This window comes from Mucilaginibacter aurantiaciroseus (assembly GCF_024055595.1).
GTDB lineage: Bacteria > Bacteroidota > Bacteroidia > Sphingobacteriales > Sphingobacteriaceae > Mucilaginibacter > Mucilaginibacter aurantiaciroseus.
On record NZ_JAMXOF010000002.1, the window covers coordinates 406,405 to 430,284 of the forward strand.

Genomic DNA, 23,880 nt, shown 5'->3' on the forward strand with positions numbered 1-23,880 from the left:
ATGCCAAAGATCATCTATAAGTCTATTGAAGAAATAGAACTGATAAGAGAAAGTTCTTTACTTGTTTCCAAAACACATGGGGAAATAGCGAAAGTTATTGGCCCAGGTATTACTACTTTAGAATTAAATAAACTTGCCGAAACCTTTATCCGTGACAACGGAGGGGTTCCGGCATTTTTAAACTATAATGGGTTCCCTTATTCATTATGTATTTCGCTTAATGACCAGGTGGTACACGGTTTCCCAACTAACAAAGCGTTGGTAGAGGGCGACCTGGTATCGGTTGATTGTGGTGTGATCCTGAATAAGTACTTCGGCGACTCTGCCTTTACCTTTGCCATTGGCGAGGTTGATGAGGCTACCAAGAAGCTAATGCGCGTAACCCGCGAGTGTTTAGACCTTGGTGTAGAGAAAGCTGTTGTAGGCATGCGCATTGGCGACATAGGCTACGCGGTGCAGGAGCACGCCGAAAAGAACGGTTTTGGTGTAGTTAAAGAATTGGTTGGCCATGGTGTAGGTACACGCTTACATGAGAAGCCCGAAGTTCCTAATTATGGCAAACGTGGTGCAGGTATTAAATTAGAGGAAGGAATGGTAATTGCCATTGAGCCGATGATAAATGCAGGCCGTGCCGGTGTTAAGTTTTGGGATGATGGATGGACGGTATCAACCGTTGATAAAAAACCATCGGCACACTACGAGCATACGGTAGCTGTAAAAAGGGGGAAACCCGATATTTTATCGACGTTTGACTACATTGATAAAGTTTTAGAAGAAAAGAATAAAAAGTAAATAATTTTTATTAATTTTGCATCCCGGTTTTGGGGTGGATAATTAAGTAATAATCAATAAAATATGGCAAAACAATCCTCGATTGAGCAAGATGGAACAATTCGCGAAGCATTATCTAATGCTATGTTTAGAGTTGAACTTGAGAACGGCCACGAGATTATTGCACACATATCCGGAAAAATGCGGATGCACTACATCAAAATATTACCTGGCGACAGAGTGAAACTAGAGATGAGCCCGTATGATTTAACAAAAGGAAGAATAACCTACAGATATAAATAACAAACGAGATGAAAGTTAGAGCATCCATTAAAAAACGCAGTGTTGATTGTAAGATCATCCGCCGTAACGGGAAACTTTATGTGATAAACAAAAAGAACCCTAAGTATAAGCAGCGTCAGGGATAATTAAAAAGGAATTGTAATAAGCCGCACAACGGTGGCCCGCCGTTCGGTATTACTTAAAAACAAAAAACAAATATGGCAAGGATCTCCGGTATTGATTTACCAAAAAATAAAAGAGGCGAAATAGGTTTAACCTATATATACGGTATTGGCCGTACTACAGCCCAAAACATCTTAACTGAAGCAGGTATCGATGTTAACATCAAAGTTCAGGATTGGAATGATGATCAGTTAACTGCTATCCGTACCATCATCAACGATAAAGTTAAAGTTGAAGGTTCCCTACGTTCAGAAGTTCAGCTTAACATCAAACGTTTAATGGATATCGGTTGCTACCGTGGTACCCGTCACCGTAAAGGTTTACCCCTACGTGGCCAACGCACTAAAAACAACTCACGTACCCGTAAAGGAAAACGTAAAACAGTTGCTAACAAAAAGAAAGCTACTAAATAGTAAATAGTTGATTGGTGAGCGGTGGGTAGTTAATACTTTAAGCTTGCCAGGAATAATTAGAATTAAAGCGATTAGTGGGTCCGAGTTACAATCACTAACTCAGTAATTCACCAAATCAATAATTAAAAACAAAATGGCTAAAAGCAAAAAAGTTACCAAAAAACGTGTTGTTATTGTTGAGTCAGTAGGCGAAGCACACATCAACGCAACTTTTAACAACATCATTATCACCCTTACCAACAAAAGCGGCCAGGCTATATCATGGTCTTCTGCAGGTAAAATGGGTTTTAAAGGTTCTAAAAAAAATACCCCATACGCTGCCGGTCAAGCTGCTGGCGATTGCGGTAAAGTTGCTTACGACTTAGGTCTGCGCAAAGTAGAGGTATTTGTTAAAGGTCCGGGTTCAGGCCGCGAGTCTGCTATCCGTACACTGCAAACAACAGGTATCGAAGTAACTACCATAAAAGACATTACACCGCTTCCACACAATGGTTGCCGTCCGTCTAAACGTAGAAGAGTTTAATTCACTTAATTTTTAAAGCTAAGATTCGACAGCTGCGGGCTGTTTGATACTTTAAAACACACAAATAATGGCAAGATATACAGGCCCCAAATCAAAAATTGCGCGTAGGTTCCGCGAGCCGATCTTCGGTCCGGACAAAGCGTTAGAGAGAAAAAACTACGGTCCAGGTATGCATGGTGCTTCTAAAAGAAGAGGAAAGCAGTCTGAGTACGCGGTACAGTTAATGGAAAAGCAAAAAGTTAAATACACTTACGGTGTATTAGAGCGTCAGTTCGAAAACTTGTTCCACACTGCATCTGCAAAAGAAGGTATCACTGGTGAGAACTTGTTAAAGTTCTTAGAAGCACGTTTAGATAATGCAGTTTACCGTTTAGGTATTGCACCTACCCGTTCTGGTGCACGCCAACTTGTAGGCCACAAACACATCACTGTTAACGGTAACGTTGTAAACATCGCTTCTTATGCGTTAAAAGCTGGTGACGTTATCGCAGTGCGCGAAAAGTCAAAAACACTTGAAAGCATTACTAATTCAGTAGCAGGCCGTAAAGTAAATAAATATAGCTGGTTAGAGTGGAACGCCGATGAATTATCAGGTAAATTCCTAAACTACCCTAATCGTGATGAGATTCCTGAGAACATCAAGGAAAACCTAATCGTCGAGTTATATTCAAAATAATAACGATAATTATCCGGGAAGTGGTTGGCATATTATGCCAATCATTTTCGTGGTTAAAATCATTTCAAATTAGTTAACAATAAACAAAAGATATAAATGGCAATTTTAGCATTTCAAAAACCAGACAAGGTTATCATGCAGAAATCAAATGATTTTGATGGCACGTTTGAGTTTCGTCCGTTAGAACCAGGCTTCGGTATAACCATTGGTAATGCTCTGCGTCGTATCTTACTTTCTTCATTAGAAGGTTTTGCTATTACTTCAGTACGTTTTTCTGGAGTAATGCATGAGTTTTCGACCATCAAAGGTGTGGTTGAAGATGTAACCGAGATCATCCTTAACTTGAAGCAAGTACGTTTCAAAAAAACAGGTGAATCGGGCGATAATGAGAAAATATTTGTGATCATTAACGGCCAGGATGCTTTTTCTGCAGGTGATATTACTAAGTTTTCAAACAACTTTACAGTATTGAACCCTGATCTTGTTATTTGTAACATGGATTCATCAGTAACGCTTGAAGTTGAGCTTACAGTTGCCAAAGGCCGTGGTTACATCAGCAACGAGGAAAACAAAAATCCTGATGCTAATGTAGGCGTGATAGCTATCGACTCTATCTTTACACCTATAAAAAATGTAAAATACACTTTAGAGAACTATCGTGTTGAACAAAAAACAGATTACGAGAAACTGATCCTTGATATTTCTACAGATGGTTCAATCCATCCTGAGGATGCATTGAAACAAGCTGCTAAGATCCTAATTCAGCACTTCATGCTGTTCTCTGATGAGAACATGATGCTTGAGGCCCAGGCTAAAGAAGAAACTAAAGAAGTTGATGAAGAAATTTTACACATGCGTAAAATTCTTAAAACTGAATTGGTTGATCTTGACTTGTCAGTCCGCGCACTTAACTGCTTAAAAGCTGCTGATATCCGTAGCCTTGCAGACCTGGTTTCTTACGATGTTGCTGATATGTTAAAATTCAGAAATTTTGGTAAAAAATCATTAACTGAAATACAAGACCTGGTTAAATCAAAAGGCTTATCTTTTGGTATGAACCTTTCTAAATTTAAGTTAGACGAAGAATAATTTTTTAGAGAGGGTTTAGTTGTTGAATAGAGAGTGGTTTTAATTACTCACCATTTACGGCTCACCACTCAGCATTATTAATAAATAAGCGAGGGCATAATTCCGATGGCTTGATTAAGTTCGCCTGACGGTATGCACGTGCACAAATTAACAAACAAATGAGACACGGAAAAAAATTAAACCATTTAGGTCGTACAAACAGCCACCGCAAAGCGATGATGGCTAACATGGCGTCTTCGCTTATTCTACACAAGCGTATTACAACAACATTGGCAAAAGCAAAAGCATTGCGCGGTTACGTTGAGCCACTTTTAACTAAATCAAAAAACGATACTACACACTCTCGCCGTACTGTGTTTAGCTATTTACAAGACAAAGACACCGTGAACATCCTGTTCCGTGAAATTGCTGAGAAAATTGCTAATCGCCCGGGTGGTTACACACGTATTGTTAAATTAGAGAACCGTTTAGGCGATAACGCTGAAATGGCGATCATTGAGTTAGTTGACTACAACACTGTTTACGGTAAAGATGTTGACGCTAAAGCTGAGAAGAAAACAACACGTCGCCGTGGTGGAGCTTCTAAAGTAAAAGCTGAGCCTGCTGTTGCCGCAACAGAAACTGCTGTAGCTGAAGTTGCACCGGCTGTTGAAGAAACTCCTGCTACCGAAGCTCCTGCAGCTGACGACAAGGAAAAAAACGCTGAAAAAGGCGAATAATTTATTATTCAACTTAAAGTATTAAAAGCCTCCCGAATTTCGGGAGGCTTTTTTGTGCATTAATGTTTTGTAATGTTTATCGAAATTTAAAACCCTCGCCTGCTTCCTGGGTTTAGATAGTATAATATTTAAATTAAGTATGGCAAAGGTAGCAGATCAAATGGTTGAAATGCTGGTTAACGCGGGCATCAAAAGAATATACGCCGTAACAGGTGATAGCCTGAACGAGGTTAATGATGCCGTAAGGCGCGAAGGAAGTATCCGATGGATCCATGTTCGCCATGAGGAGGCCGGTGCGTATGCAGCAGGAGCAGAGGCGCAGATAACAGGTAACTTAGCCTGTTGTGCGGGCAGCAGCGGCCCGGGCCACGTGCACCTCATTAATGGTTTGTACGATGCTCACCGCTCAGGTGCACCGGTTATAGCCATAGCATCAACCGTAGCCAGCTTTGAGTATGGTACCGAATACTTCCAGGAAACCAACACCATTAAATTGTTTGACGATTGCAGCCACTACAACCAGGTTGCCACTACACCAAAACAGTTCCCAAGAATGCTTCAAGGAGGCATCCAGGCCGCATTACATCGTAAAGGTGTATCGGTAATTGGTGTGCCGGGCGATCTGACCAGCATGGATGCCGAAGACATTACCACATCTACCCAAAACTTTGACCCTGTAGCGGTAATCCGCCCTAATAATGCTGATATAAACAAGCTTGCTGCTTTGGTTAATCAGCATAAAAAAATCACCATTTTTTGTGGAATAGGGGCCGCCGACGCGCATGATGAAGTTGTTGCCTTATCGCAGAAACTTAATGCGCCGGTAGCTTACTCTTTCCGCTCTAAAATGGATATCCAGTTCAACAATCCTAACGAGGTGGGTATGACGGGCCTGTTAGGCTTGCCATCGGCATACCAAAGTATGCACGAATCTGAACTATTGATCTTATTAGGTACTGATTTCCCATACGCGCCATTTATGCCTACCAATTGCAAAATTGTACAGGTAGATATTAAACCCGAACGCATTGGCCGCCGTGCCAAGGTTGATGTTGGATTGAGCGGATCTGTTAAAGATACTTTGGATGCTTTGCTGCCACACGTTGAGCAGCATGAGGACGACAGCTTCCTGAAAGCGCAATTGGAGTTTTACGCGCATGTTAAAGAGAACATGAAGATCTACGTAAAAGATACCGGTAAAAAAGAAAATATCCACCCGGAGTTTATTGCCAGTTTGATTGACGAATTAGCTACCGACGACGCCATTTTTACGGTAGATACCGGTATGTCATGCGTGTGGGGTTCGCGTTATATTAATGCTACGGGTAAACGTAAAATGATAGGCTCGTTCAATCATGGATCTATGGCTAACGCTATGCCACAAGCCATAGGAGCTGCTTTGGCTATGCCGGGAAGGCAAGTTATAGCTTTATGTGGTGATGGTGGCCTGTCGATGCTAATGGGCGACCTGGCGACCATCACCCAATACAACCTGCCGATAAAGATCATTGTGTTTAATAACCGCTCGTTAGGGATGGTAAAGCTGGAGATGGAAGTTGCGGGCCTGCCCAATTGGCAAACCGAAATGCATAACCCCGATTTTGCGATGGTTGCTAAGGCAATGGGCATAAAAGGCATCACTGTTAAAGACCCGGAAGAGGCAAGACAGGCATTAATTGAAGGATTAATATACAAAGGCCCGGCTTTAATAAATATATTTACCGACCCTAACGCTTTGGCGATGCCGCCAAAAGTGGAATTAGCGCAAGTAAAGGGTATGGCATTATCCATGACTAAACTGATGCTTAACGGCCGCATGGACGAGGTAGTAGATACCATTAAAGCCAACTACAAACACTTAAAAGACCTGGTATAAATTAATGAACATCCGCAGGCAGCATATATTACTGTTAGTACTGACACTTATTACCGCAGGCTTTATAACACTCTCCGTTTTGGTAGCGCTATATCCTGTTATGCCTATCGATGTTAAAGTATCGCGCGAGATTCAGGAGCATCAAAATATTTTTTTTGATAAAGCTATGTTTCTGATCAGTACGCCAGGCTACATGCCCGAGTCAGTAATATTGCTTTTGGTTAGCAGTGTGCTGTTCTTCGTTTTTAAATATAAAAAGGTAGCTGTTTATGTGCTGGCAACGGGTTTAACGGGTTTAATTAGCACCCTTGTAAAAGTCCTGGTTAATCGCCCGCGGCCTTCAAAAGGTCTTGTAAAGATCTTATCCGAAACCACGCAGCAGAGCTTCCCGAGCGGGCATGTATTGTTCTACGTGGTGTTTTTTGGATTTATGATATTGCTGATGCTCCAGTTGGACAAGATTCCTAATTGGCTTAGATATGGTGTTGGCTTTTTAAGCGCTTTTTTGATATTTACCATCCCTTTTTCGCGAATTTACTTAGGCGCGCACTGGTTTACAGATGTTGTGGGCGGCTTTTTATTAGGCCTGCCTTGCCTGTACCTGCTATCATGGCTGTACCTGCGTAAGCCTGCCGATAAATAGGAAGCACCTGTGGCAGAAACAAAATAATTTGTTCATTTAAAAGGTATAATTATTAAAAAACCCAACAAAAAACGCAATTTTTAGACAGGTCTAAAAATTGGCTTATTGATTATGAGGTTGTTATGAAAACTGTTGTGGTGTTCACATCTCAAACGTGAACACTTTAAATAATGCCTTAAGCTGTCCGTCGCCTGCTATTTAATATATTGCTGAATAACCTGTTGCAGTTGATTAGCCTGCATTACGCCGCTTTGTCGCCATTTGCTTTCGCCGTTTTGGAAGATCATTAAAGTGGGAACGCTTTGTACACGGTAGGCAGTTGCAGCAGCCGGGTTTTTATCAATGTCTATTTTAATGATGGTAACCTTGTCGCCAAGGGCATCTTTAACCTGTTTTAAAATTGGCGGCATCATTTTACACGGGCCGCACCACTCGGCAGCAAAATCTACCAATACGGGTTTTTCTGAAGCTATAATATCCTGGAAGTTTGCCATTTCTTTATCTCCTTTTAGTAATAACGTTAAAGGGAGCAATACGTTTTAATTGACGGATCATCTAATTGCCATGTTTAATCTGGAGCGTACCTAAGGCACGCATAATTATCATTTTTTTTCTACAAAGCGGTTGTCCCTACAGGTCATTTTTAATTAATTTCAGTTTTAGAATATAATTGGCAGGTATGCTCCATTGGGGCTACCGCTTGGTAAAAGCGCTAATAGAAAGTTTTTTACCTTGTAGAGGCTACCCAATCTCTGGATTTTAGTGTAATACCTTCTTCCGCTCGGGTTGCAAAATATTACTATCCTCCAGCCAATCGGCGAGGCGCTGCGGCCAGTTGTTAATGGACTTTAATTTGCGGTTGGTGCCCATATTAAAGGCATGGTCGCCACGGGCATACATATGCATTTCAACCGGTACTTTTGCTTCGCGATAGTGTTGTAATAATTGGATGATTGGTAACGAGCAGCAAGCATCATCATTAGCCGCAACCAAAAACGCGGGAGGTGCATCTGCCGGGATCTTCTCGGGCACAAAGCCCGGGCCGGGATAAACCTGTACAATAAAATTTGGTTTGGCGTTGCCACGATCTATCGGGTCGGCGGCTTTTGGGTCGCCTTGCCAACCGCTAAAGGCCACCATATCTACCACCTCACCACCTGCCGAAAAGCCCATCATGCCGATCCGGTTGGTATCGATATGAAACTCCGCCGCACGGCTACGCACCAAACGCATGGCACGGTAAGCATCCTGTTTAGGGTGGATGTCAACCTTGTAAGGCGACAAGGTATCCCTGCCTAAACGATACTTTAATATGAAAACGGCAACTCCCAGCTCATTGTAGAATTTGGCAGGTGCAACGCCCTCGGCATTAAATACCAGTAAGCGGTGCCCGCCACCCGGGCAAATTACTACGGCTGCACCGTTTGCTTTATCGGCAGGGGGCAGGTAAACGGTAATTGAGGGGTTGTGGATATTTTTTACCCAGTAATCTTTAGCCTGTTCAGGCTCGTTACGGCGGTTCTCGAAACCCGGCGCGCCTTTGGCCCAAAGCGGTATAACGGTTTGCGCCTGCGATGCCAAGCCGAACAGCATCAGTATAAATAAAACTTTATAGAATGATACTGTGCTATTCATACAAGTAAATTTACATCATTTTGGAGCCTTAAAATCAAACTGGTCGACTTTTTTTTTCTTGATTCCTGATTCTAAATATCTTGCTTCTTCTAACCACTCATAAAAGGCTTCCACCATTCAGAATTATATGGGTCTTTTACCTCGGTGGGTTTACCGGGCTGGGGGATGAATAGTTTGATGTTTTTCTCTTCGCCGTATTTTACCAGGCGTTCGCCCGGCTCGTACCAGGCGTGTGGCGCCAGGTTAAAGGTTGCCCAATGTAATGGCATCATCAGCTTGCCTTTTAAGGCAAGGTGGGCGTTGGTAGCATTATTTGGCCCCATGTGGATATCCGGCCAGTATTTGCCGTATGCGCCTATCTCCAGCATGGTGAGGTCAAACGGGCCAAAGGCTTCGCCAATTTCTGCAAAGCCAGGGAACCAGCCAGAATCGGCACCGAAGAATATATTATGCTTGGGACCTTTTATCACAAAGGATGCCCAAAGTGTTTCCATACGGTTGAAAATGCCGCGGCCCGAGAAGTGCCTTGATGGTGCAGCCGTAATGTTACAATCGCCTATCATCACGCTATCCCCCCAGTCCACCTCGTGGATATAGTTTTTCAGGATGCCCCAATCTTCCAGGTATTTGCAAACACCCATAGGTGTGATGAATTGTATTGGCTTGCCCGCGAAGAATTTGATAGTGGCTTTGTCCAGGTGGTCGTAATGGTCGTGCGATACAATAACCACATCCAGCGGGGGCAGGTCTTTTAATGCTATCGGCGGCTGGAAAAATCTTTTAGGGCCAAAAGCTTGTGAAAAAGATACCCGCTGGCTCCAAACCGGGTCGGTTAAAATACGGATGCCATCGACCTCGATCAGCAAACTGCTATGCCCAACCCAAGTAATTCGTAAGCCGCTTGCCGGTGGTGTTTGGTATACGGATAGATCCGTTTTTGGAACAGTTATTGGTGCTTTGGGGACGTTTTGGGCCGTATTATTAATGTGCTCGCGCAGTATCGGGATCATTATACCAAAACCGGCTTCTTCGGTTGGTATGGTATTTAAAAATTTACGGCCCTGTTTTTTTGCTCCGGCTAAACTCATTAACAATTATAAAACTTGTGGTGCTATTTAAACCATATAACTTTGAAAGATTGCTTCCAGATGGCTGTAACAGCAATTATAGCTTAAAAAAATTAATGGCAGCATCACAAAATGCCAATAATTGAGTGGGTAGCTCGGTTGGTTGATATGGCTCCGAAGCATTAAACACGTGGTCGGCAGTTGGTATTACCAGCAGGCCCGCCAGCGGTTGGGCCACATGCAGCAATTCAGCATTACTTAAAGGTACGCTGGTATCGGCATCACCATGAATGATTAGCCACGGTTGTGTTATTTCTGATGCCCTAAGCGGGATATCTAAACGTATCGGGTTATCATCCAAGTCTTTTAATAGCGATGATTTATACGGCATATTTTGCCCGGTGCGCGAATTTTTCATATACATCACACCCTGCAACCGCCATTGCTTTTCGGCCTCTTTTGGCCAGAGGTTGTAGAAGCTGGATATGGCCGCCATGGTAACCATTTTAGCAATGCGTTTATCTTCGGCGGTTTTTACAATGCTGATACCCCCACCCAGGCTGTGCCCAATAACATAAACGCTTTTAACCCGCGGGATGGCCGAGCCGCCGCAGGCAAAATCAATAACCGATTTCAGATCTTCCAATTCTAATGAGAAAGTATTATCGCTAAAAGCTATCAGGTCGGCAAATTCGGTGGGCTTATCTGCTGTGGTGCCATTGTGCGAAAAGTTGAATTTGAGGAAACGGAAGCCGTTCTCGGCAAAGTAATTGGCAACCAGGTTATGCGCACCCCAGTCCTTAAAACCCCTAATGCCGTGTGCAAAGATCACTAGTGGCGCATAGGGGTGAAGGGTATTATAATTAATATCTGCCGTCATCCCGCGGCCTTTAGCGCCGGAGATGGTATAATGTTGCTTAATAATCATGTGCTTAAAACGTTATTTCTTTTTCGGTAATATCTGTGGCTTTTACTACTAAGGTGTTCGCCCAAAGATCGCCTAATCTTTGATGTTTTGGCGTTTTTGAAATGCAAATTAAAGCAGGAATCCCGTATATGAAAATATCAATAGGGTTAATTTTACAATATCATGCCCGGGCGTCGCTTGAGAAGTTGACTCTATAATCACAAAATATATAAACCAAACCATAATTAAAGGCAATGCCATAATGCCCGTAACACTTGCTTCACCAGGTTCGGGGTTTTCGTCGAAAATGTAGAGGTATATGACGAAAAAAATCAGATATATGCCATAATCAATTAAGGTGGCTATTATTCTAAGTTTAATATAGGGTTTAGGTTCAACGCTACGAAAAATCATTGCAATCAATATTTGTTGCAATGTATGAATTGCTATTAAACTTTCTTCCCGTTAAATGTGATCCCGTATAAGTCCGTCCGTCTATCTTTCAAATTCTGCACGCTGCCATACTCATGCAGGGCGCTTAACACCGATAGATCGACATCTGCAATAACGATCATCTCGCTGTTTGGAGTAGCTTCGGATTGGATACCGTTTGTGGGAAATCCAAAATCTGACGGTGTAAATACCGCTGATTGCGCATAAGAGATATCCATGTTATTTACGTTGGGCAGGTTACCCACGCAGCCGGCTATTGCCACATAGCACTCGTTTTCTACCGCGCGGGCCTGGGCGCAAAACTTAACCCGGTTGTAGCCGTTTTGGGTATCGGTAAGGAATGGTACAAACAGAATCTGCATATCCTGGCTGGCTAAAATGCGCGATAGCTCCGGGAACTCTACATCATAACAGATCAGGATCCCAATCCGGCCGGCATCGGTATCAAATACTTTTAAGTCGTTGCCGCCGCGCATCCCCCATGAACTGATCTCGGACGGGGTAGGGTGTAGCTTTACACTCTCTTCCATGCTGCCATTGCGCCTGAACAGGTAAGATACATTGTAAAGCGAATCATCCTTAATACAGGGCATACTGCCCGAGATGATATTTACATTATAGGATACCGCCAGTTTAGAAAAAGCCTGTGTAATAGCCTCGGTATATTTAGCCAGTTCTCGCATGGCTTTTGCGGCATCCATATGGTTGTACTCGGCCATTAGGGGTGTGTTGAATAGCTCAGGGAACAGCACAAAATCCGATTGATAATCGCTCACAGCATCTACAAAATATTCAGCGTGTTTCATTAATTCGCTGATGTTGTTGTAAGGGCGCATTTGCCATTGTACCAATCCAATACGCACAACAGTTTTTTGGTTGATGACAGAGCTTAGTTCTTCATAATAAACATTGTTCCACTCTATCAACGTAGCAAAACCTTTAGAGCGGGCATCCTCGGGCAGGTAATTACGCAGGATCTTACGTACGTGAAAATCATTTGATAGCTGAAACGACAGCGTAGGATCAAAGATTTCTTTATACTTTACTTTATCGATGTATTGTTTAGGCGTGAGATCAGTCTGAAATTTTTGATAATTTGGGATGCGGCCGCCGGCGATGATGCTTTTTAAATTCAGTTTTTCGCATAGGGCTTTACGCGCATCGTATAACCTGCGCGCAAGACGTAACCCGCGATATTTTGGGTGGATAAAAACTTCTATACCGTATAATACGTCGCCCTTATCGTCGTGCGTTTTAAAGTTGCCATTGCCTGTAATTTGTTTATAAGTGTGGGCATCGCCATATTTATTGTAATCTACAATGATGGATAGCGCACAACCAACAACCTCGCCATTAACAGTAACACAAACCTGCCCATCGGGAAATAACCTGATAAGCTTTTTGATAGAGGCCATATCCCAATGATCGTCGTCCATGTCAAGGTAGGCCGATTTCATTGATTTTTTGAGCTCCTGGTAATCCTGTACCTCGAGGGTACGCAGTTCTATACTTTGCAGATCCATTTTCCTGTAACGGAGATGAGGGCGGAATGTTTGGATTAGTGCTTATAGTCAGTTTAAGTCGCACAGTTTAGTCACCCCGACTACGCTGCGTTGGTCCATCCTGTGAGCTGTGCAAATAGGGTGGAAGAAGAAATGAAAAGCCTTACCTTCTTTCCGCGTATCGAAGAGAGAGTGGTTGAGCGAAGCAATGACACGGTGAGTAAAATATACTATTCCCGATGCCACCACGCCCATAGCATTAACACCGGCTGCAACGCTAAACGTACCCAGGCAATTGCATGGGTAACCCACAGGTCGCCGACCTTTAGCGGGGAATTTTGCAGCATGGTAATGTGTACCGGTAAAAAAGCAACCAACATCAGTATTATGCCATAGGAGGCTACCTTACGTGTTTTTGGCCGTATCAACATTAGCGCGAACAAAACCTCGAAGAAACCTGCCAGGTAATTTAAGATAACCGGTGCCGGTAAGTAAGATGGGATGATGAGGATGTATCCCTGCGGATGGATAAAATGATTGGCCCCGGCAATAAAGTAGCCAACCACTAAAACTGCAATACTTACGTTTTTTAATATTCGCATTTTTAATTATTCAATTGATTGATAAATCAAAAATATTGTAAAAATATGGTTTTTAATTGATAAAAACACATTATTTATAATCATTCTAAATGCACCTGTATGACAAATAATTGACACTGCATCTAACAAGGTATATTACTTTTGTTCGGTCAAAATATAAAACTGCTTTGAAGTATTTAAAAGTTATTGCTTTTACACATAAACACATTGAGCTGAAGGAATTGGGCAGACTGGTGATGTGCCAGGAAAGCTCAATCGATAAGCTTCATGCAGCAAAAGAACATTTTGGCATCGACGAAATTTTTTATTTATCAACCTGTAACAGGGTTGAGTTTGTGTTATCAACACAGCACAAAGTTGACAGGGAATTTGCGGAGGCTTTTTTAACCGAAATGCAAATGGGCCTTTGTACAAACTCCACTTCTACTCTTTTGGATGCTGCCTCTATTTACGAAGGCCCGGAAGCTATGAACCATCTGTTGCGCACTTCTTGTTCTTTAGAGAGCCTGATCGTAGGCGAAAAGGAAATTTTAGCCCAGTTACGTAAAGCCTACGAAGATTGCCGCGAGGCAGGCCTAACAGGCGATAAATTACGTGTAACGATGGAGTGTGTTGTTAAAACGGCTAAAGAAGTTTATACCCACACCAATATTTCTAAGAACCCAATTTCGGTAGTTTCATTAGCTTACCGTAAGTTGAAGGACCTTAAACTTTGCGCAAACGCCCGCATCCTTATTATTGGTGCCGGCGAAACCAACCGCAATATTTCTAAATACCTTCAAAAACACAAGTTTTCCAACTTTTCTGTTTTTAACCGTACGCTTTCAAAAGCGCAGCAATTGGCTAATGATCTGGGCGGGCAGGCTTACGAGCTTGATGAGCTAAAGAACTTTAAAGGCGGTTTTGATGCTATTGTTACCTGTACCTCTGCAGTTGAGCCTATCCTTACCACGGAGATCTACACTTCGCTTTTAAAAGGCGATACCAATAAAAAAACCATTGTCGATTTGGCAATCCCTAATGATACCGCGCCTGAAGTGCTTGAACAGTTTGATGTGAACTTTATTGAAGTGCACAGCTTAAACGAAATTGCCAAGAAAAACCTGCAGGAACGATACCAGGAACTGGTACATGCAGAAGCTATTATCGAGCAAAATATTGCAGAGCATTTAGTAATGCTTAAACAACGAAAAATTGAACTGGCCATGCGCCAGGTGCCCGAGAAAATCAAAGAGATTCGTAACAACGCGGTGAACACCGTTTTCGCCGAAGAGGTACAAAGCCTTGATAAAGAATCGCGCGAGATCCTTGAAAAAGTTATCAACTATATAGAGAAAAAATATATCAGCGTTCCCATGATCATGGCGAAAGATATATTGATTAATAATAATTAAGACTTTTCTTTTAAGAATATCACGTTTCTTAGCTTAATAGCATAAACGTATGGGTTTCTTTACTCCTAATATAATTGTTTCAAATCCCATTCCTCAAAAGGTTACAATTTACTATTCTAAAGATTTTGCTATTATTAGTATTTGCTTTTTATCTATTTTTATTGGTATAGCAATATCTTGGATTGCTGCAGGACAGATGGTTTTAGGCGGAATAACACTGTCAATTACCTTGATCTTAATGGGTTTTAAATCTAAAAGTCTTTTTAACAATAAGCCCAGGATAATTATTAATGTAGCGGGGATCCAAACTGCAAATACGCCATTTTATAAATGGGCAGAAATATCAGATGAACGCGTATCCGGTGAATATATAGGTAGAGGTGAAAGGCCGATGTTAGAATTCGCTTACCCGGGTGGCAAAGAGCAGGTAAAGGTTGAGTCATTGAACATCAGGCCGCAGGATCTTGATATCTTGTTGAAATATTACAGAAAGCCATGGGTGTTTCGTGTCAATTGATTTTATCTGTGTCACCATTTACGCAACGCTAAACTTGCATAGTAAATTCAATAAGTCAGCCCACTCTCATATCCTTAATTAATACTACATTACTGTGCATAAAAAATTAAATTTGTACTGTAAAAATAGATCCCTTGGACAGAACAGTAATAATAGGAACGCGTGGCAGCGATTTAGCTTTATGGCAAGCCAACTTTGTAAAGGATAGCCTGGCTGCGATAAACATTACCGCCGAACTTAAAATTATAAAAACGCAGGGCGACCGTTTCCTTAACCTCAGCTTTGATAAGCTGGAAGGGAAAGGCTTTTTTACCAAAGAATTAGAAGAAGAATTATTGGCAGGCACTATAGATATTGCAGTGCATTCGCATAAGGACCTGCCAACTGAAAACCCTCCGGGACTCATTATCGCAGCAGTTTCAGAACGGGAAGACCCGGCTGAACTGTTGTTGATCTTGAAAGATGTGGTTGATGTACGCCAAAAACTATCTGTTAAATTCGGTGGTTTGGTTGGTACATCATCAAACAGGCGTAAGGCGCAATTGCTTGCCGTACGCCCCGATCTGGAGATAGATGAACTGCGCGGAAACGTGCCTACCCGCATAGGTAAACTGCGCGACGAAAAATACGACGCGATTATGCTTGCGAAAGCTGGTGTTACCCGTTTAGGTATCGACCTGAGCGAGTTTCATGTGGAGGAATTGACCGCTACCGAATTTATTCCTGCACCTGCACAGGGTGCTTTAGCCATCCAGATCCGCGAGAGCAATACCGAATTATTTGAAGTGCTGCAAGCCTTAAACCACCCCGATGTAGCTGAAGAGTTAGGATTGGAGCGTGGCGTATTAAAGATGTTTGGTGGAGGCTGTAGCCTTCCGCTTGGCGTTTACTGCCGGAGGGACGATGGTAAATTTCAGGTGTTTACCTCAAAGGCTGAGGCCGGCGATGAATTTCCCGACCGCTATTTCATAGAAAGCGATACCCTTGATGGTGTTGCCGAAAAAATTGTTGCCCGCTTTGCCAAGGACCGGAAGTTCCCGAATAAAGTTTTTATATCAAGGGATATCTCGGCGACAAGCTATTTCCGCAAAGCACTTGAAAAACATAAGATAGAGATCGAAGCACGCTCGCTGATCCGTACCGTACCGGTAATCACTAAGTTTGATTCGTACATCCTTAAAAATATCGACTGGGTATTTTTTACCAGTAAAAACGCGGTTGAGTATTTCTTTAAGTTGTCGCCTCAGTTTCCTAAAAAGATAAAATTTGGGGTGATGGGTGCCGGTAGTGAGGATATGCTGCGCCGCAACGGCCACTTTGCCGATTTTGTTGGCGAAAGTAACGACACTGCAGATGTAGCCGCCGAATTTGCTGCACTGGCAAATGGAACCATCATCCTGTTCCCGGGGGCTGATAACTCGATGAGGAGTATCCAGCAAGGCCTGGCTGCCGAAACAAAAATAATTGACCTGCCCGTTTACGAAACTGTGCTGGAAGAAGAAGTAGAGCCTACAGGTGCCGATGTGGTGGTATTTACCAGCCCAAGCAACGTAGAAGCCTATTTTGCCGATAATTTGCTTGAACCCGGACAAAAGGTGATAGCTATTGGCAAATCAACCGGTAAAAAGTTTGATGAAATGGGTGTAAAATACACCCTGCCTTTCTCTCCGGACGAAGTGGGGCTTGCAGAGGCAGTGTTTGGGATTTAAGCCCCACCCAACCCTCCCTGGTAGGGTGGGCTATAATAGGGCTTTTTAAATTAAATAAAAAATCTCCCCTACCGGGGAGATTTAGAGAGGGCTATATGTTACAACGACCAAGAAGAAACCGTAAGAGTGAAGTTATCCGCCAGATGGTGCAGGAAACGCATGTTAGCGCGGCTAATTTGATATTCCCGCTGTTTATTGTAGAGGGCGAGAACCAAAAGACCGAAGTATCATCTATGCCGGGCATTTTCAGGTATTCGGTAGATAACCTGCTGCGCGAGGTAGAAAGCTGCATGAAGCTGGGCTTAAACTCTTTTGACCTGTTCCCGAATATCGACGAAGCCCTTAAAGATAAATATGCTACAGAAGGCCACCGCGACGAGAGCCTTTACCTGCGCGCTATCCGTGCGGTTAAAAATGAGTTCCCAGAATCATGTGTGGTAACCGATGTAGCCATGGATCCATACAGCAGCGACGGCCACGATGGAATTTTTGAGAATGGTGAGATCCTGAATGACGAAACTTTAGAAGTTTTAGGCAAAATGGCTTTGGCCCATGCCCAAAGCGGTGCAGATATCATCGCTCCTTCGGATATGATGGATGGTAGGGTAGGGTACATCCGTAAAGTATTGGATGACGCCGGTTATGCAGGCGTGTCTATTATGTCGTACACCGCTAAATATGCCAGCGCTTTTTATGGTCCGTTTAGGGATGCATTGAACTCGGCCCCAAAATTCGGCGATAAAAAAACCTACCAGATGAACCCCGCCAACCAGCGCGAAGCTTTGATTGAAGCCGCTTTGGACGAGGCAGAAGGTGCCGATTTCCTGATGGTGAAACCCGGCTTACCTTACCTGGACGTCATCAAACTATTAAAAGATAACACCGAACTACCAATCGCCGCCTATAATGTTAGCGGCGAATACGCCATGATAAAAGCCGCTGTGCAAAACGGTTGGTTAAACGAGCAGCGCTCGGTTACCGAAGTGTTAGCCAGTTTCCGCCGTGCAGGTGCCAGCGCGATATTAACTTATCACGCAAAAGAGGTGTTGTTGAACAAGTGGCTGTAGAAAGCCCCACCCAAACCCTCCCGGGAGGGGGAGGGCATATAGATATAACTTTTAAAATAAAATAAAAGTCTCCACTACCGGGGGAGATTTGGAGGGGGTTAAATGATTATACCAGATATAAGCAGAGCAAAATCTGCAGCATTGTACGAAAAAGCGAAGACCTATTTCCCTGGTGGAGTAAACTCACCGGTAAGGGCGTTTAAATCTGTTTATGGTACGCCACTTTTTATCGAAAAGGGCGATGGTAGCCATATTTGGGATGCCGATGGTAACGAATTTATAGATTTTTGCTGCTCTTGGGGGCCGCTTATTTTGGGCCACAACAGCCCGGCAGTACGCGAAAAAGTTATCGAGGTGATGCAGAATGGTATGTCATTCGGTGCGCCAACGGCTTTAGAGAACGAATTGGCCGAGTTGATCCTTAGCAAAAATAAATTCATCCAAAAAATTCGTTTTGTAAGCTCAGGTACCGAAGCAGTGATGTCGGCCATCAGGTTGGCAAGGGGCTACACCAAGCGAGATAAGATCCTGAAGTTTGAAGGCTGTTATCATGGCCATACCGATGCCTTGCTGGTTAAAGCAGGCTCGGGTCTGGTAACTTTCGGCGAAACTTCATCAGCTGGCGTGCCAAAGGCTTTTGCCGACGAGACCATAGTTGTATCGTTGAATGATAAGAAAGCGTTAGAGGAGGCCTTTGAAGAGTTTAAAGGGCAAATTGCAGCGGTTATTATCGAGCCTGTCCCGGCCAATAACGGTTTGCTTTTACAAAATCAGGATTATCTGGATTACATACGCCGGATCTGTACCGACAACGGCACAATGCTGATTTTTGATGAAGTGATCTCGGGCTTCCGTGTGGGCTTTGAAGGTGCGGCGGGATACTACAACATTCAGCCGGATATTATTACCTATGGTAAAATTATAGGTGGTGGTTTGCCTGTTGGGGCTTACGGTGCATCGGCAGAGGTGATGGATCATATCTCACCGGTTGGCTCGGTTTACCAGGCAGGTACGCTATCAGGTAACCCGGTGGCCATGGCAGCAGGTATCGCGCAGCTAACAGAATTGTTAAAACCCGGCTTTTACGACGAGTTGCATGCCAAAACGGCAGGGTTTGTAAAAGATCTTCAAGCATTTATTGATGAGCGTGGCTATATGGTAAAGATCTTTACCATCGGTTCTATTTTTTGGTTCGCATTTACTGACCAGGAAAGTATTACCACTGCCGAGCAGATTGACCCGGCAAGTATGATTAAATTTAAAGAAATGCACCGCGAACTCATCAACCGCGGCATTTATTTAGGCCCGTCAGGTTACGAAGTTGGCTTTATATCTGCTGCGCATACGCAAGCTGACTTAGAAACCACAAAAACAGCTATATTTGATAGTCTGGACGTTGTATTCAGTCCCACCCAACCCTCCCCGAAAGAGAGGGCTTAAGTGAATTTAATAAATTATTTTTTTAAAAGTCTCCTCGTTCGGAGGAGATTTAGAGTAAGCCAAATGAAAAAAACACTCGTAATATTTTATGCCATCATCATTTATGCCGTTGCAGAACTGATTTGGTGGGGGTACATGCTGGTGCACCTCAACCCAAGCCGTAAAGGTATGATCTTGGGCGAGGGCTGTATGTTTGTGACCGTGTTTTTGGTTGGCGCATACTTTTTGCACGAGTCTTTAAACAAAGAAGCGAAGCTGCAGGTGCAAAAGAAGAACTTCCTGCTATCCGTTACGCACGAGCTTAAATCGCCCCTGGCATCTATAAAAATACTACTGCAAACCATCCAAAAGCGCGATCTTGCTAAAGCGCAGATCCTGAACTTTATTGATAAATCGCTGCTTGATGTAGAGCGTTTAGACGATATGGTAGAGAATATGCTTCTGGCGTCAAAAATTGATAATCGCTCATACAGCTTCCCTAAGGCTAAGTTTAATTTATCTGTTTTAGTGGATAGCATCGTAAACCGCCTGCAGATAAGTAAGTGTGATTGCAACCAGCAGATAATCAACGCCGAGATTGAGCCAAAAATTGAAATAACGGGTGACAAATTTGCATTAACGTCAGTAGTTACCAACCTGGTGGAGAATGCCGTAAAATATTCCAACCCCTGCGAGACCGTAAATGTGAAGCTTTTTGAGAAGGAAGGAAAAGTTTACTTTCAGGTGGCAGACCATGGCATAGGTATTGCAGACAATGAGAAGCCACGTATTTTTGATAAATTTTACCGTGTAGGCAGCGAAGATACACGAAATACAAAAGGTACTGGTTTGGGCTTATACATTGTAAAACAAGTATTGGATAAGCACCAGGCCAGCATTAAAGTTAAAGACAACCGCCCTGCCGGGAGTGTATTTGAAGTAGTTTTTGCATTAACCTAAATCATGGAGACCATGCCAAACAAAAAAAGAATTTTATTAGCCGAAGACGAAGATCATTTATTAGAGGCCATCAAGTTAAACCTGGAGCTGGAAGGTTACAAAGTTTCTACAGCAAACAACGGTAAAAAAGCCCTTCAGATCTTTAAAGAAGAGCGCTTTAACCTGGTGATATTAGATGTGATGATGCCAGAGATAGACGGCTTTGTGGTTGCCGAGACCATCCGCCTGGAAAATTCTGAGGTGCCAATCATGTTCCTTACCGCAAAAAACACCAACGAAGATAAAATATCGGGCCTTAAAAAAGGTGCTGATGATTACCTGACCAAGCCTTTCAACCTGGAAGAGTTAATCTTGCGTGTAAATAACCTTGTTAAACGTAGCCTAAAAGGTGATGACCTTAAAGAGTTTAACAGCTATAAAATTGGTGATAAAACTATACACTTTAACTCTTTTGAACTGGTTAACGGCGATGAAACCATCACCCCGTTAACTAAAAAAGAAACGATGTTGCTTAAGCTTTTGATAGAGCGCCGTAACGAGGCAGTATCTCGCGAGCAGATTCTGGAAACCGTTTGGAATTATGACGTTTACCCGTCGACCCGTACTATTGATAACTTTATCCTAACCTTCCGTAAGTATTTTGAACCGGATCCTAAAAACCCGGTTTATTTCCACTCGATACGTGGCGTAGGTTATAAATTTACCGATAACCAGCACTAATACATGTTTACAAACAGGGCACGACTATTAGTAACCGGGCTTTTTATTATAGCACTAGCTTTTGTACTTAAGTATAAAATGTACGAGCTGGCGGCGGTTAATGTAATGTTTATTGGCTTGTTGTTATGGGGTTACTTTAAGCAGGGTACTATTGTACTGGCTGCAAAAGCGTTCCATCAAAAGGATTACGACAAGGCCGAGAACCTGCTAAAACAAGTGCCAAAACCCGAGTGGCTTAGTAAAAGGCGACGCGGGTTTTACGAGTTTATATACGGAGGTGTATGCCTGCAAAAGCGCGAGTACACCGAAGCCGAACAACATTACGAGATTGCTGCCCTTTACCCGCTCCGCAGCGCTAACGATCACGTTGCGGCGCTTGTACATGTAGCCAATATAAACGTACGCAACGGCAATTATGAAAAAGCCAAAGCATATCTGCAGCTTACCGAAAAACATAAAGATATTATAACTGCCAAAATGAAGGATGTGATCCAAAAGGTTGAGCAGGAACTTAGAAAACACTAAAACAAAGAGGTAAGATAGTAAGAGCCAGGAAACAAGATTTTTCTTGCATCTTATCTCCTGTTATCTTGCCTCTCTACAAACATGAAAGACTCGTTATTTTTAAAAGCCGCATTTTCAAGGAAAACAGAACGACCTCCCGTTTGGATGATGCGCCAAGCCGGCCGTTTTATGCCCGAGTATTGGGAAATCAAGAACAAGTATTCGTTCCTGGAAATGTGCAAAACGCCCGAACTGGCTGCCGATGTTACCATGCTGCCGGTCGATTTGTTAGGTATCGACGCGGCGATATTGTTCTCAGATATATTAGTTACCGGCGAAGCTATGGGCGGCGACTTAAGTTTTACCCAAGGTATAGGCCCTAAGTTTGCTAATCCTGTACGCACGCAGGCAGATATTGATGCCTTAGAAACTAATGTCGGCGATAAGCTGCAATACGTTGCCGATGCTATCAAGGTAATTCAGCAGCGTTTAAATGGCCGCATCCCACTAATCGGTTTTGCAGGCGCACCATTTACCGTAATGAGCTACTTGGTAGAGGGTGGGTCTTCCAAAGACTTTAAACTAACCAAGCTGATGCTCCACAACCACCCGGAAATGGCGCACCAGTTATTATCAAAAATTGCAACTGTAACAGCCGATTACCTGAACCTGCAAATTGCAGCGGGTGTTAACGCCATACAGATCTTCGACAGCTGGGCACAGGCGTTATCATGGGATGATTATACCGAGTTTTCGCATCGTTATATCGTAGAAATCATCAGCAAGCTAAACAGGAAAGATATTCCCGTGATCTCTTTCTGCAAAGGCAGCTCGGTTTTTGCACCGCTGATGGCAGAGGCCAAACCGGATGTAATCTCTATCGACTGGAACGTTGACCTGTTGGATATCAAAAACCGTTTACCAAAAAATATAGCCGTACAAGGTAATCTCGATCCACATATTTTATATGCTGATAAATCAGTCATTAAAGAGCGGATCCATCGCCTTTTTGAGCGAATGAGGGGCGAAAATGGGTTCATATTTAACCTTGGCCACGGCATTATGCCCGATATTCCGTTTGATAATGTGAAGTATGCGGTTGAGGTTATAAAAGAGTTTAGATATTAATAAAAAAATATGTCATTGCGAGCGATGGCGTAGTGCTATCGTTCAATGACATTATTAAAAGCACAATGTACCAGTACGTTTTAGCTATACATATCATATTTGTAGTCTGCTGGATGGCGGGGTTGTTTTACATTGTACGCCTGTTTATTTACCACCGCGAGGCTCAGGACAAACCCGAACCTGCCCGCACCATTCTGTCTGATCAATTTGAGATCATTGAGAAAAAGCTTTGGTGGATAATTGCCACGCCAAGCATGTACTTTGTTATTTTGGCTGGCGCAACCATGCTGCACCTTAACCCTGCGCTTTGGAAAATGCCCTGGCTGCATGTAAAGCTTACTTTTGTAGTAGTGCTTATTGCGTACCATTTCATCTGCCAGAAAATAATGAAACAAATGGCTCATGGCGTTTTCAAATGGACATCCATCAAACTCCGTTTATGGAACGAGTTGGCTACTATTTTACTCTTCGCTATTGTGTTCCTGGTAGTGCTTAAGAGCGCTATCAACTGGATCTTTGGGGTGATAGGGATAATCTTATTCAGCCTCATCATCATGTCGGCAGTAAAGATCTATAAGTATTTTAGGGAGAAGAGTTGAGCTTATCTCAACCTTTTTAAGGTTATAACATTGCTGAAGTTATTATTAGCTAACGCGACATTTTTAATACGAATGATCTCAAATTTTTCCGTCACAATTGCCTGTTTTTTAACATTCATAAATGTCCTTTTATCCTTTGAAAAAAGCTGGATATTGTAATATTCAGTATAGGCCGATCCTGAAGCCGGCTCTTTACATATTTGAGATCTCGACTGTACAAAAGCATTTTTTTTGTAAAATGTCCATCCAACAAAATCACAACATTTACTTAATTGATAAAAATAATTGATGTGATCGTAAAGCCTTAGTGTATCATCTTTGAAGAAAGCGCTGTCTTGATTACAAATAAGCCATTCTCCTGAACCGATGCTGATGCTCTTTTTAGATGATTGATCAATACTCAATTTTAATAATTTGTAAACCTGTTTGATTGTAGGGCTTGACTTTTGAGCGTATGCAATATTGGTAATCAATATAAATGTTAAAGCGAAAATCAATTTCATTATTCCAATTTCTGGTTTC

28 protein-coding genes are annotated in these 23,880 nt (G+C 42.8%); 20 read left to right on the forward strand and 8 right to left on the reverse strand.

From position 1 onward, the window contains the following. The 10 genes from map (at nucleotide 1) to NAF17_RS09980 (ending at nucleotide 7,175) form a co-directional block, all read left to right on the forward strand. On the forward strand, nucleotides 1-792 hold the full coding sequence (gene map / locus NAF17_RS09935) for a type I methionyl aminopeptidase (RefSeq protein WP_252757844.1): 792 nt from the start codon (nucleotides 1-3) through the stop codon (nucleotides 790-792). Nucleotides 793-855: 63 nt separating this feature from the next. Further along, a complete protein-coding gene (gene infA / locus NAF17_RS09940; RefSeq protein WP_022833270.1) occupies nucleotides 856-1,074 on the forward strand; it encodes a translation initiation factor IF-1 in 219 nt (72 codons plus the stop codon). 8 nt (nucleotides 1,075-1,082) lie between these two features. Beyond that, nucleotides 1,083-1,199 carry a 50S ribosomal protein L36 gene (rpmJ, locus tag NAF17_RS09945; protein WP_073405774.1) on the forward strand — a complete coding sequence of 39 codons (117 nt, stop codon included), beginning with the start codon at nucleotides 1,083-1,085 and terminating at the stop codon, nucleotides 1,197-1,199. 72 nt (nucleotides 1,200-1,271) lie between these two features. Next, nucleotides 1,272-1,649: a 30S ribosomal protein S13 gene (gene rpsM, locus NAF17_RS09950; RefSeq protein ID WP_067059732.1), complete on the forward strand. Its 378-nt coding sequence runs from the start codon at nucleotides 1,272-1,274 to the stop codon at nucleotides 1,647-1,649. Between the two features lie 133 nt (nucleotides 1,650-1,782). Continuing rightward, nucleotides 1,783-2,172, forward strand: a complete 390-nt coding sequence (gene rpsK, locus NAF17_RS09955) for a 30S ribosomal protein S11 (RefSeq protein WP_252757845.1) — start codon at nucleotides 1,783-1,785, stop codon at nucleotides 2,170-2,172. A 67-nt stretch (nucleotides 2,173-2,239) separates the two neighbouring features. Next, on the forward strand, nucleotides 2,240-2,848 hold the full coding sequence (gene rpsD / locus NAF17_RS09960; RefSeq protein ID WP_252757846.1) for a 30S ribosomal protein S4: 609 nt from the start codon (nucleotides 2,240-2,242) through the stop codon (nucleotides 2,846-2,848). 96 nt (nucleotides 2,849-2,944) lie between these two features. After that, nucleotides 2,945-3,937 carry a DNA-directed RNA polymerase subunit alpha gene (locus tag NAF17_RS09965; RefSeq protein ID WP_252757847.1) on the forward strand — a complete coding sequence of 331 codons (993 nt, stop codon included), beginning with the start codon at nucleotides 2,945-2,947 and terminating at the stop codon, nucleotides 3,935-3,937. A gap of 158 nt (nucleotides 3,938-4,095) precedes the next feature. Next, on the forward strand, nucleotides 4,096-4,656 hold the full coding sequence (rplQ, locus tag NAF17_RS09970; protein ID WP_252757848.1) for a 50S ribosomal protein L17: 561 nt from the start codon (nucleotides 4,096-4,098) through the stop codon (nucleotides 4,654-4,656). A 139-nt stretch (nucleotides 4,657-4,795) separates the two neighbouring features. Beyond that, entirely contained in the window at nucleotides 4,796-6,532 is a 1,737-nt protein-coding gene (locus NAF17_RS09975; protein ID WP_252757849.1) for a thiamine pyrophosphate-dependent enzyme, read from the forward strand. A gap of 4 nt (nucleotides 6,533-6,536) precedes the next feature. Beyond that, nucleotides 6,537-7,175: a phosphatase PAP2 family protein gene (locus NAF17_RS09980; RefSeq protein ID WP_252757850.1), complete on the forward strand. Its 639-nt coding sequence runs from the start codon at nucleotides 6,537-6,539 to the stop codon at nucleotides 7,173-7,175. Nucleotides 7,176-7,369: 194 nt separating this feature from the next. Here NAF17_RS09980 and trxA read toward each other — a convergent pair whose 3' ends face one another. The 7 genes from trxA to NAF17_RS10010 form a co-directional block, all read right to left on the reverse strand. Beyond that, on the reverse strand, nucleotides 7,370-7,669 hold the full coding sequence (gene trxA / locus NAF17_RS09985; RefSeq protein WP_252757851.1) for a thioredoxin: 300 nt from the start codon (nucleotides 7,667-7,669) through the stop codon (nucleotides 7,370-7,372). A 265-nt stretch (nucleotides 7,670-7,934) separates the two neighbouring features. Next, nucleotides 7,935-8,810 carry an alpha/beta hydrolase gene (locus NAF17_RS09990; protein ID WP_252757852.1) on the reverse strand — a complete coding sequence of 292 codons (876 nt, stop codon included), beginning with the start codon at nucleotides 8,808-8,810 and terminating at the stop codon, nucleotides 7,935-7,937. An 89-nt stretch (nucleotides 8,811-8,899) separates the two neighbouring features. Continuing rightward, on the reverse strand, nucleotides 8,900-9,898 hold the full coding sequence (locus tag NAF17_RS09995) for an MBL fold metallo-hydrolase (protein WP_252757853.1): 999 nt from the start codon (nucleotides 9,896-9,898) through the stop codon (nucleotides 8,900-8,902). 76 nt (nucleotides 9,899-9,974) lie between these two features. Beyond that, entirely contained in the window at nucleotides 9,975-10,805 is an 831-nt protein-coding gene (locus NAF17_RS10000) for an alpha/beta hydrolase family protein (protein ID WP_252757854.1), read from the reverse strand. Nucleotides 10,806-10,913: 108 nt separating this feature from the next. Next, entirely contained in the window at nucleotides 10,914-11,198 is a 285-nt protein-coding gene (locus NAF17_RS18300) for an RDD family protein (RefSeq protein WP_370341164.1), read from the reverse strand. Between the two features lie 35 nt (nucleotides 11,199-11,233). Next, on the reverse strand, nucleotides 11,234-12,760 hold the full coding sequence (locus NAF17_RS10005) for a bifunctional GNAT family N-acetyltransferase/carbon-nitrogen hydrolase family protein (protein WP_252757855.1): 1,527 nt from the start codon (nucleotides 12,758-12,760) through the stop codon (nucleotides 11,234-11,236). 209 nt (nucleotides 12,761-12,969) lie between these two features. Next, a complete protein-coding gene (locus NAF17_RS10010) occupies nucleotides 12,970-13,341 on the reverse strand; it encodes a DoxX family protein (RefSeq protein WP_252757856.1) in 372 nt (123 codons plus the stop codon). 167 nt (nucleotides 13,342-13,508) lie between these two features. On the opposite strand from NAF17_RS10010, the gene hemA reads away from it, so the two are divergent. The 10 genes from hemA to hemJ all read left to right on the forward strand — a co-directional run bounded on the left by hemA (nucleotide 13,509) and on the right by hemJ (nucleotide 23,358). Beyond that, nucleotides 13,509-14,735: a glutamyl-tRNA reductase gene (gene hemA / locus NAF17_RS10015; protein WP_252757857.1), complete on the forward strand. Its 1,227-nt coding sequence runs from the start codon at nucleotides 13,509-13,511 to the stop codon at nucleotides 14,733-14,735. Nucleotides 14,736-14,784: 49 nt separating this feature from the next. Next, nucleotides 14,785-15,252: a hypothetical protein gene (locus NAF17_RS10020; RefSeq protein WP_252757858.1), complete on the forward strand. Its 468-nt coding sequence runs from the start codon at nucleotides 14,785-14,787 to the stop codon at nucleotides 15,250-15,252. 134 nt (nucleotides 15,253-15,386) lie between these two features. Then, a complete protein-coding gene (hemC, locus tag NAF17_RS10025) occupies nucleotides 15,387-16,961 on the forward strand; it encodes a hydroxymethylbilane synthase (RefSeq protein WP_252757859.1) in 1,575 nt (524 codons plus the stop codon). 95 nt (nucleotides 16,962-17,056) lie between these two features. Beyond that, on the forward strand, nucleotides 17,057-18,028 hold the full coding sequence (gene hemB / locus NAF17_RS10030) for a porphobilinogen synthase (protein WP_252757860.1): 972 nt from the start codon (nucleotides 17,057-17,059) through the stop codon (nucleotides 18,026-18,028). Between the two features lie 102 nt (nucleotides 18,029-18,130). After that, a complete protein-coding gene (hemL, locus tag NAF17_RS10035) occupies nucleotides 18,131-19,468 on the forward strand; it encodes a glutamate-1-semialdehyde 2,1-aminomutase (RefSeq protein ID WP_252757861.1) in 1,338 nt (445 codons plus the stop codon). Between the two features lie 63 nt (nucleotides 19,469-19,531). Continuing rightward, the gene (locus NAF17_RS10040) at nucleotides 19,532-20,407 is read left to right on the forward strand and encodes a sensor histidine kinase (RefSeq protein ID WP_252757862.1); all 876 of its coding nucleotides are present in this window, start codon (nucleotides 19,532-19,534) and stop codon (nucleotides 20,405-20,407) included. 12 nt (nucleotides 20,408-20,419) lie between these two features. Then, nucleotides 20,420-21,127 carry a response regulator transcription factor gene (locus NAF17_RS10045; RefSeq protein ID WP_252757863.1) on the forward strand — a complete coding sequence of 236 codons (708 nt, stop codon included), beginning with the start codon at nucleotides 20,420-20,422 and terminating at the stop codon, nucleotides 21,125-21,127. 3 nt (nucleotides 21,128-21,130) lie between these two features. Beyond that, nucleotides 21,131-21,652 carry a tetratricopeptide repeat protein gene (locus tag NAF17_RS10050; RefSeq protein WP_252757864.1) on the forward strand — a complete coding sequence of 174 codons (522 nt, stop codon included), beginning with the start codon at nucleotides 21,131-21,133 and terminating at the stop codon, nucleotides 21,650-21,652. 81 nt (nucleotides 21,653-21,733) lie between these two features. Next, entirely contained in the window at nucleotides 21,734-22,759 is a 1,026-nt protein-coding gene (gene hemE, locus NAF17_RS10055; protein WP_252757865.1) for a uroporphyrinogen decarboxylase, read from the forward strand. 65 nt (nucleotides 22,760-22,824) lie between these two features. Continuing rightward, nucleotides 22,825-23,358 carry a protoporphyrinogen oxidase HemJ gene (gene hemJ, locus NAF17_RS10060; protein ID WP_252757866.1) on the forward strand — a complete coding sequence of 178 codons (534 nt, stop codon included), beginning with the start codon at nucleotides 22,825-22,827 and terminating at the stop codon, nucleotides 23,356-23,358. Nucleotides 23,359-23,360: 2 nt separating this feature from the next. Here hemJ and NAF17_RS10065 read toward each other — a convergent pair whose 3' ends face one another. Continuing rightward, nucleotides 23,361-23,861: a hypothetical protein gene (locus NAF17_RS10065; RefSeq protein ID WP_252757867.1), complete on the reverse strand. Its 501-nt coding sequence runs from the start codon at nucleotides 23,859-23,861 to the stop codon at nucleotides 23,361-23,363. Nucleotides 23,862-23,880 lie beyond the last annotated feature (19 nt).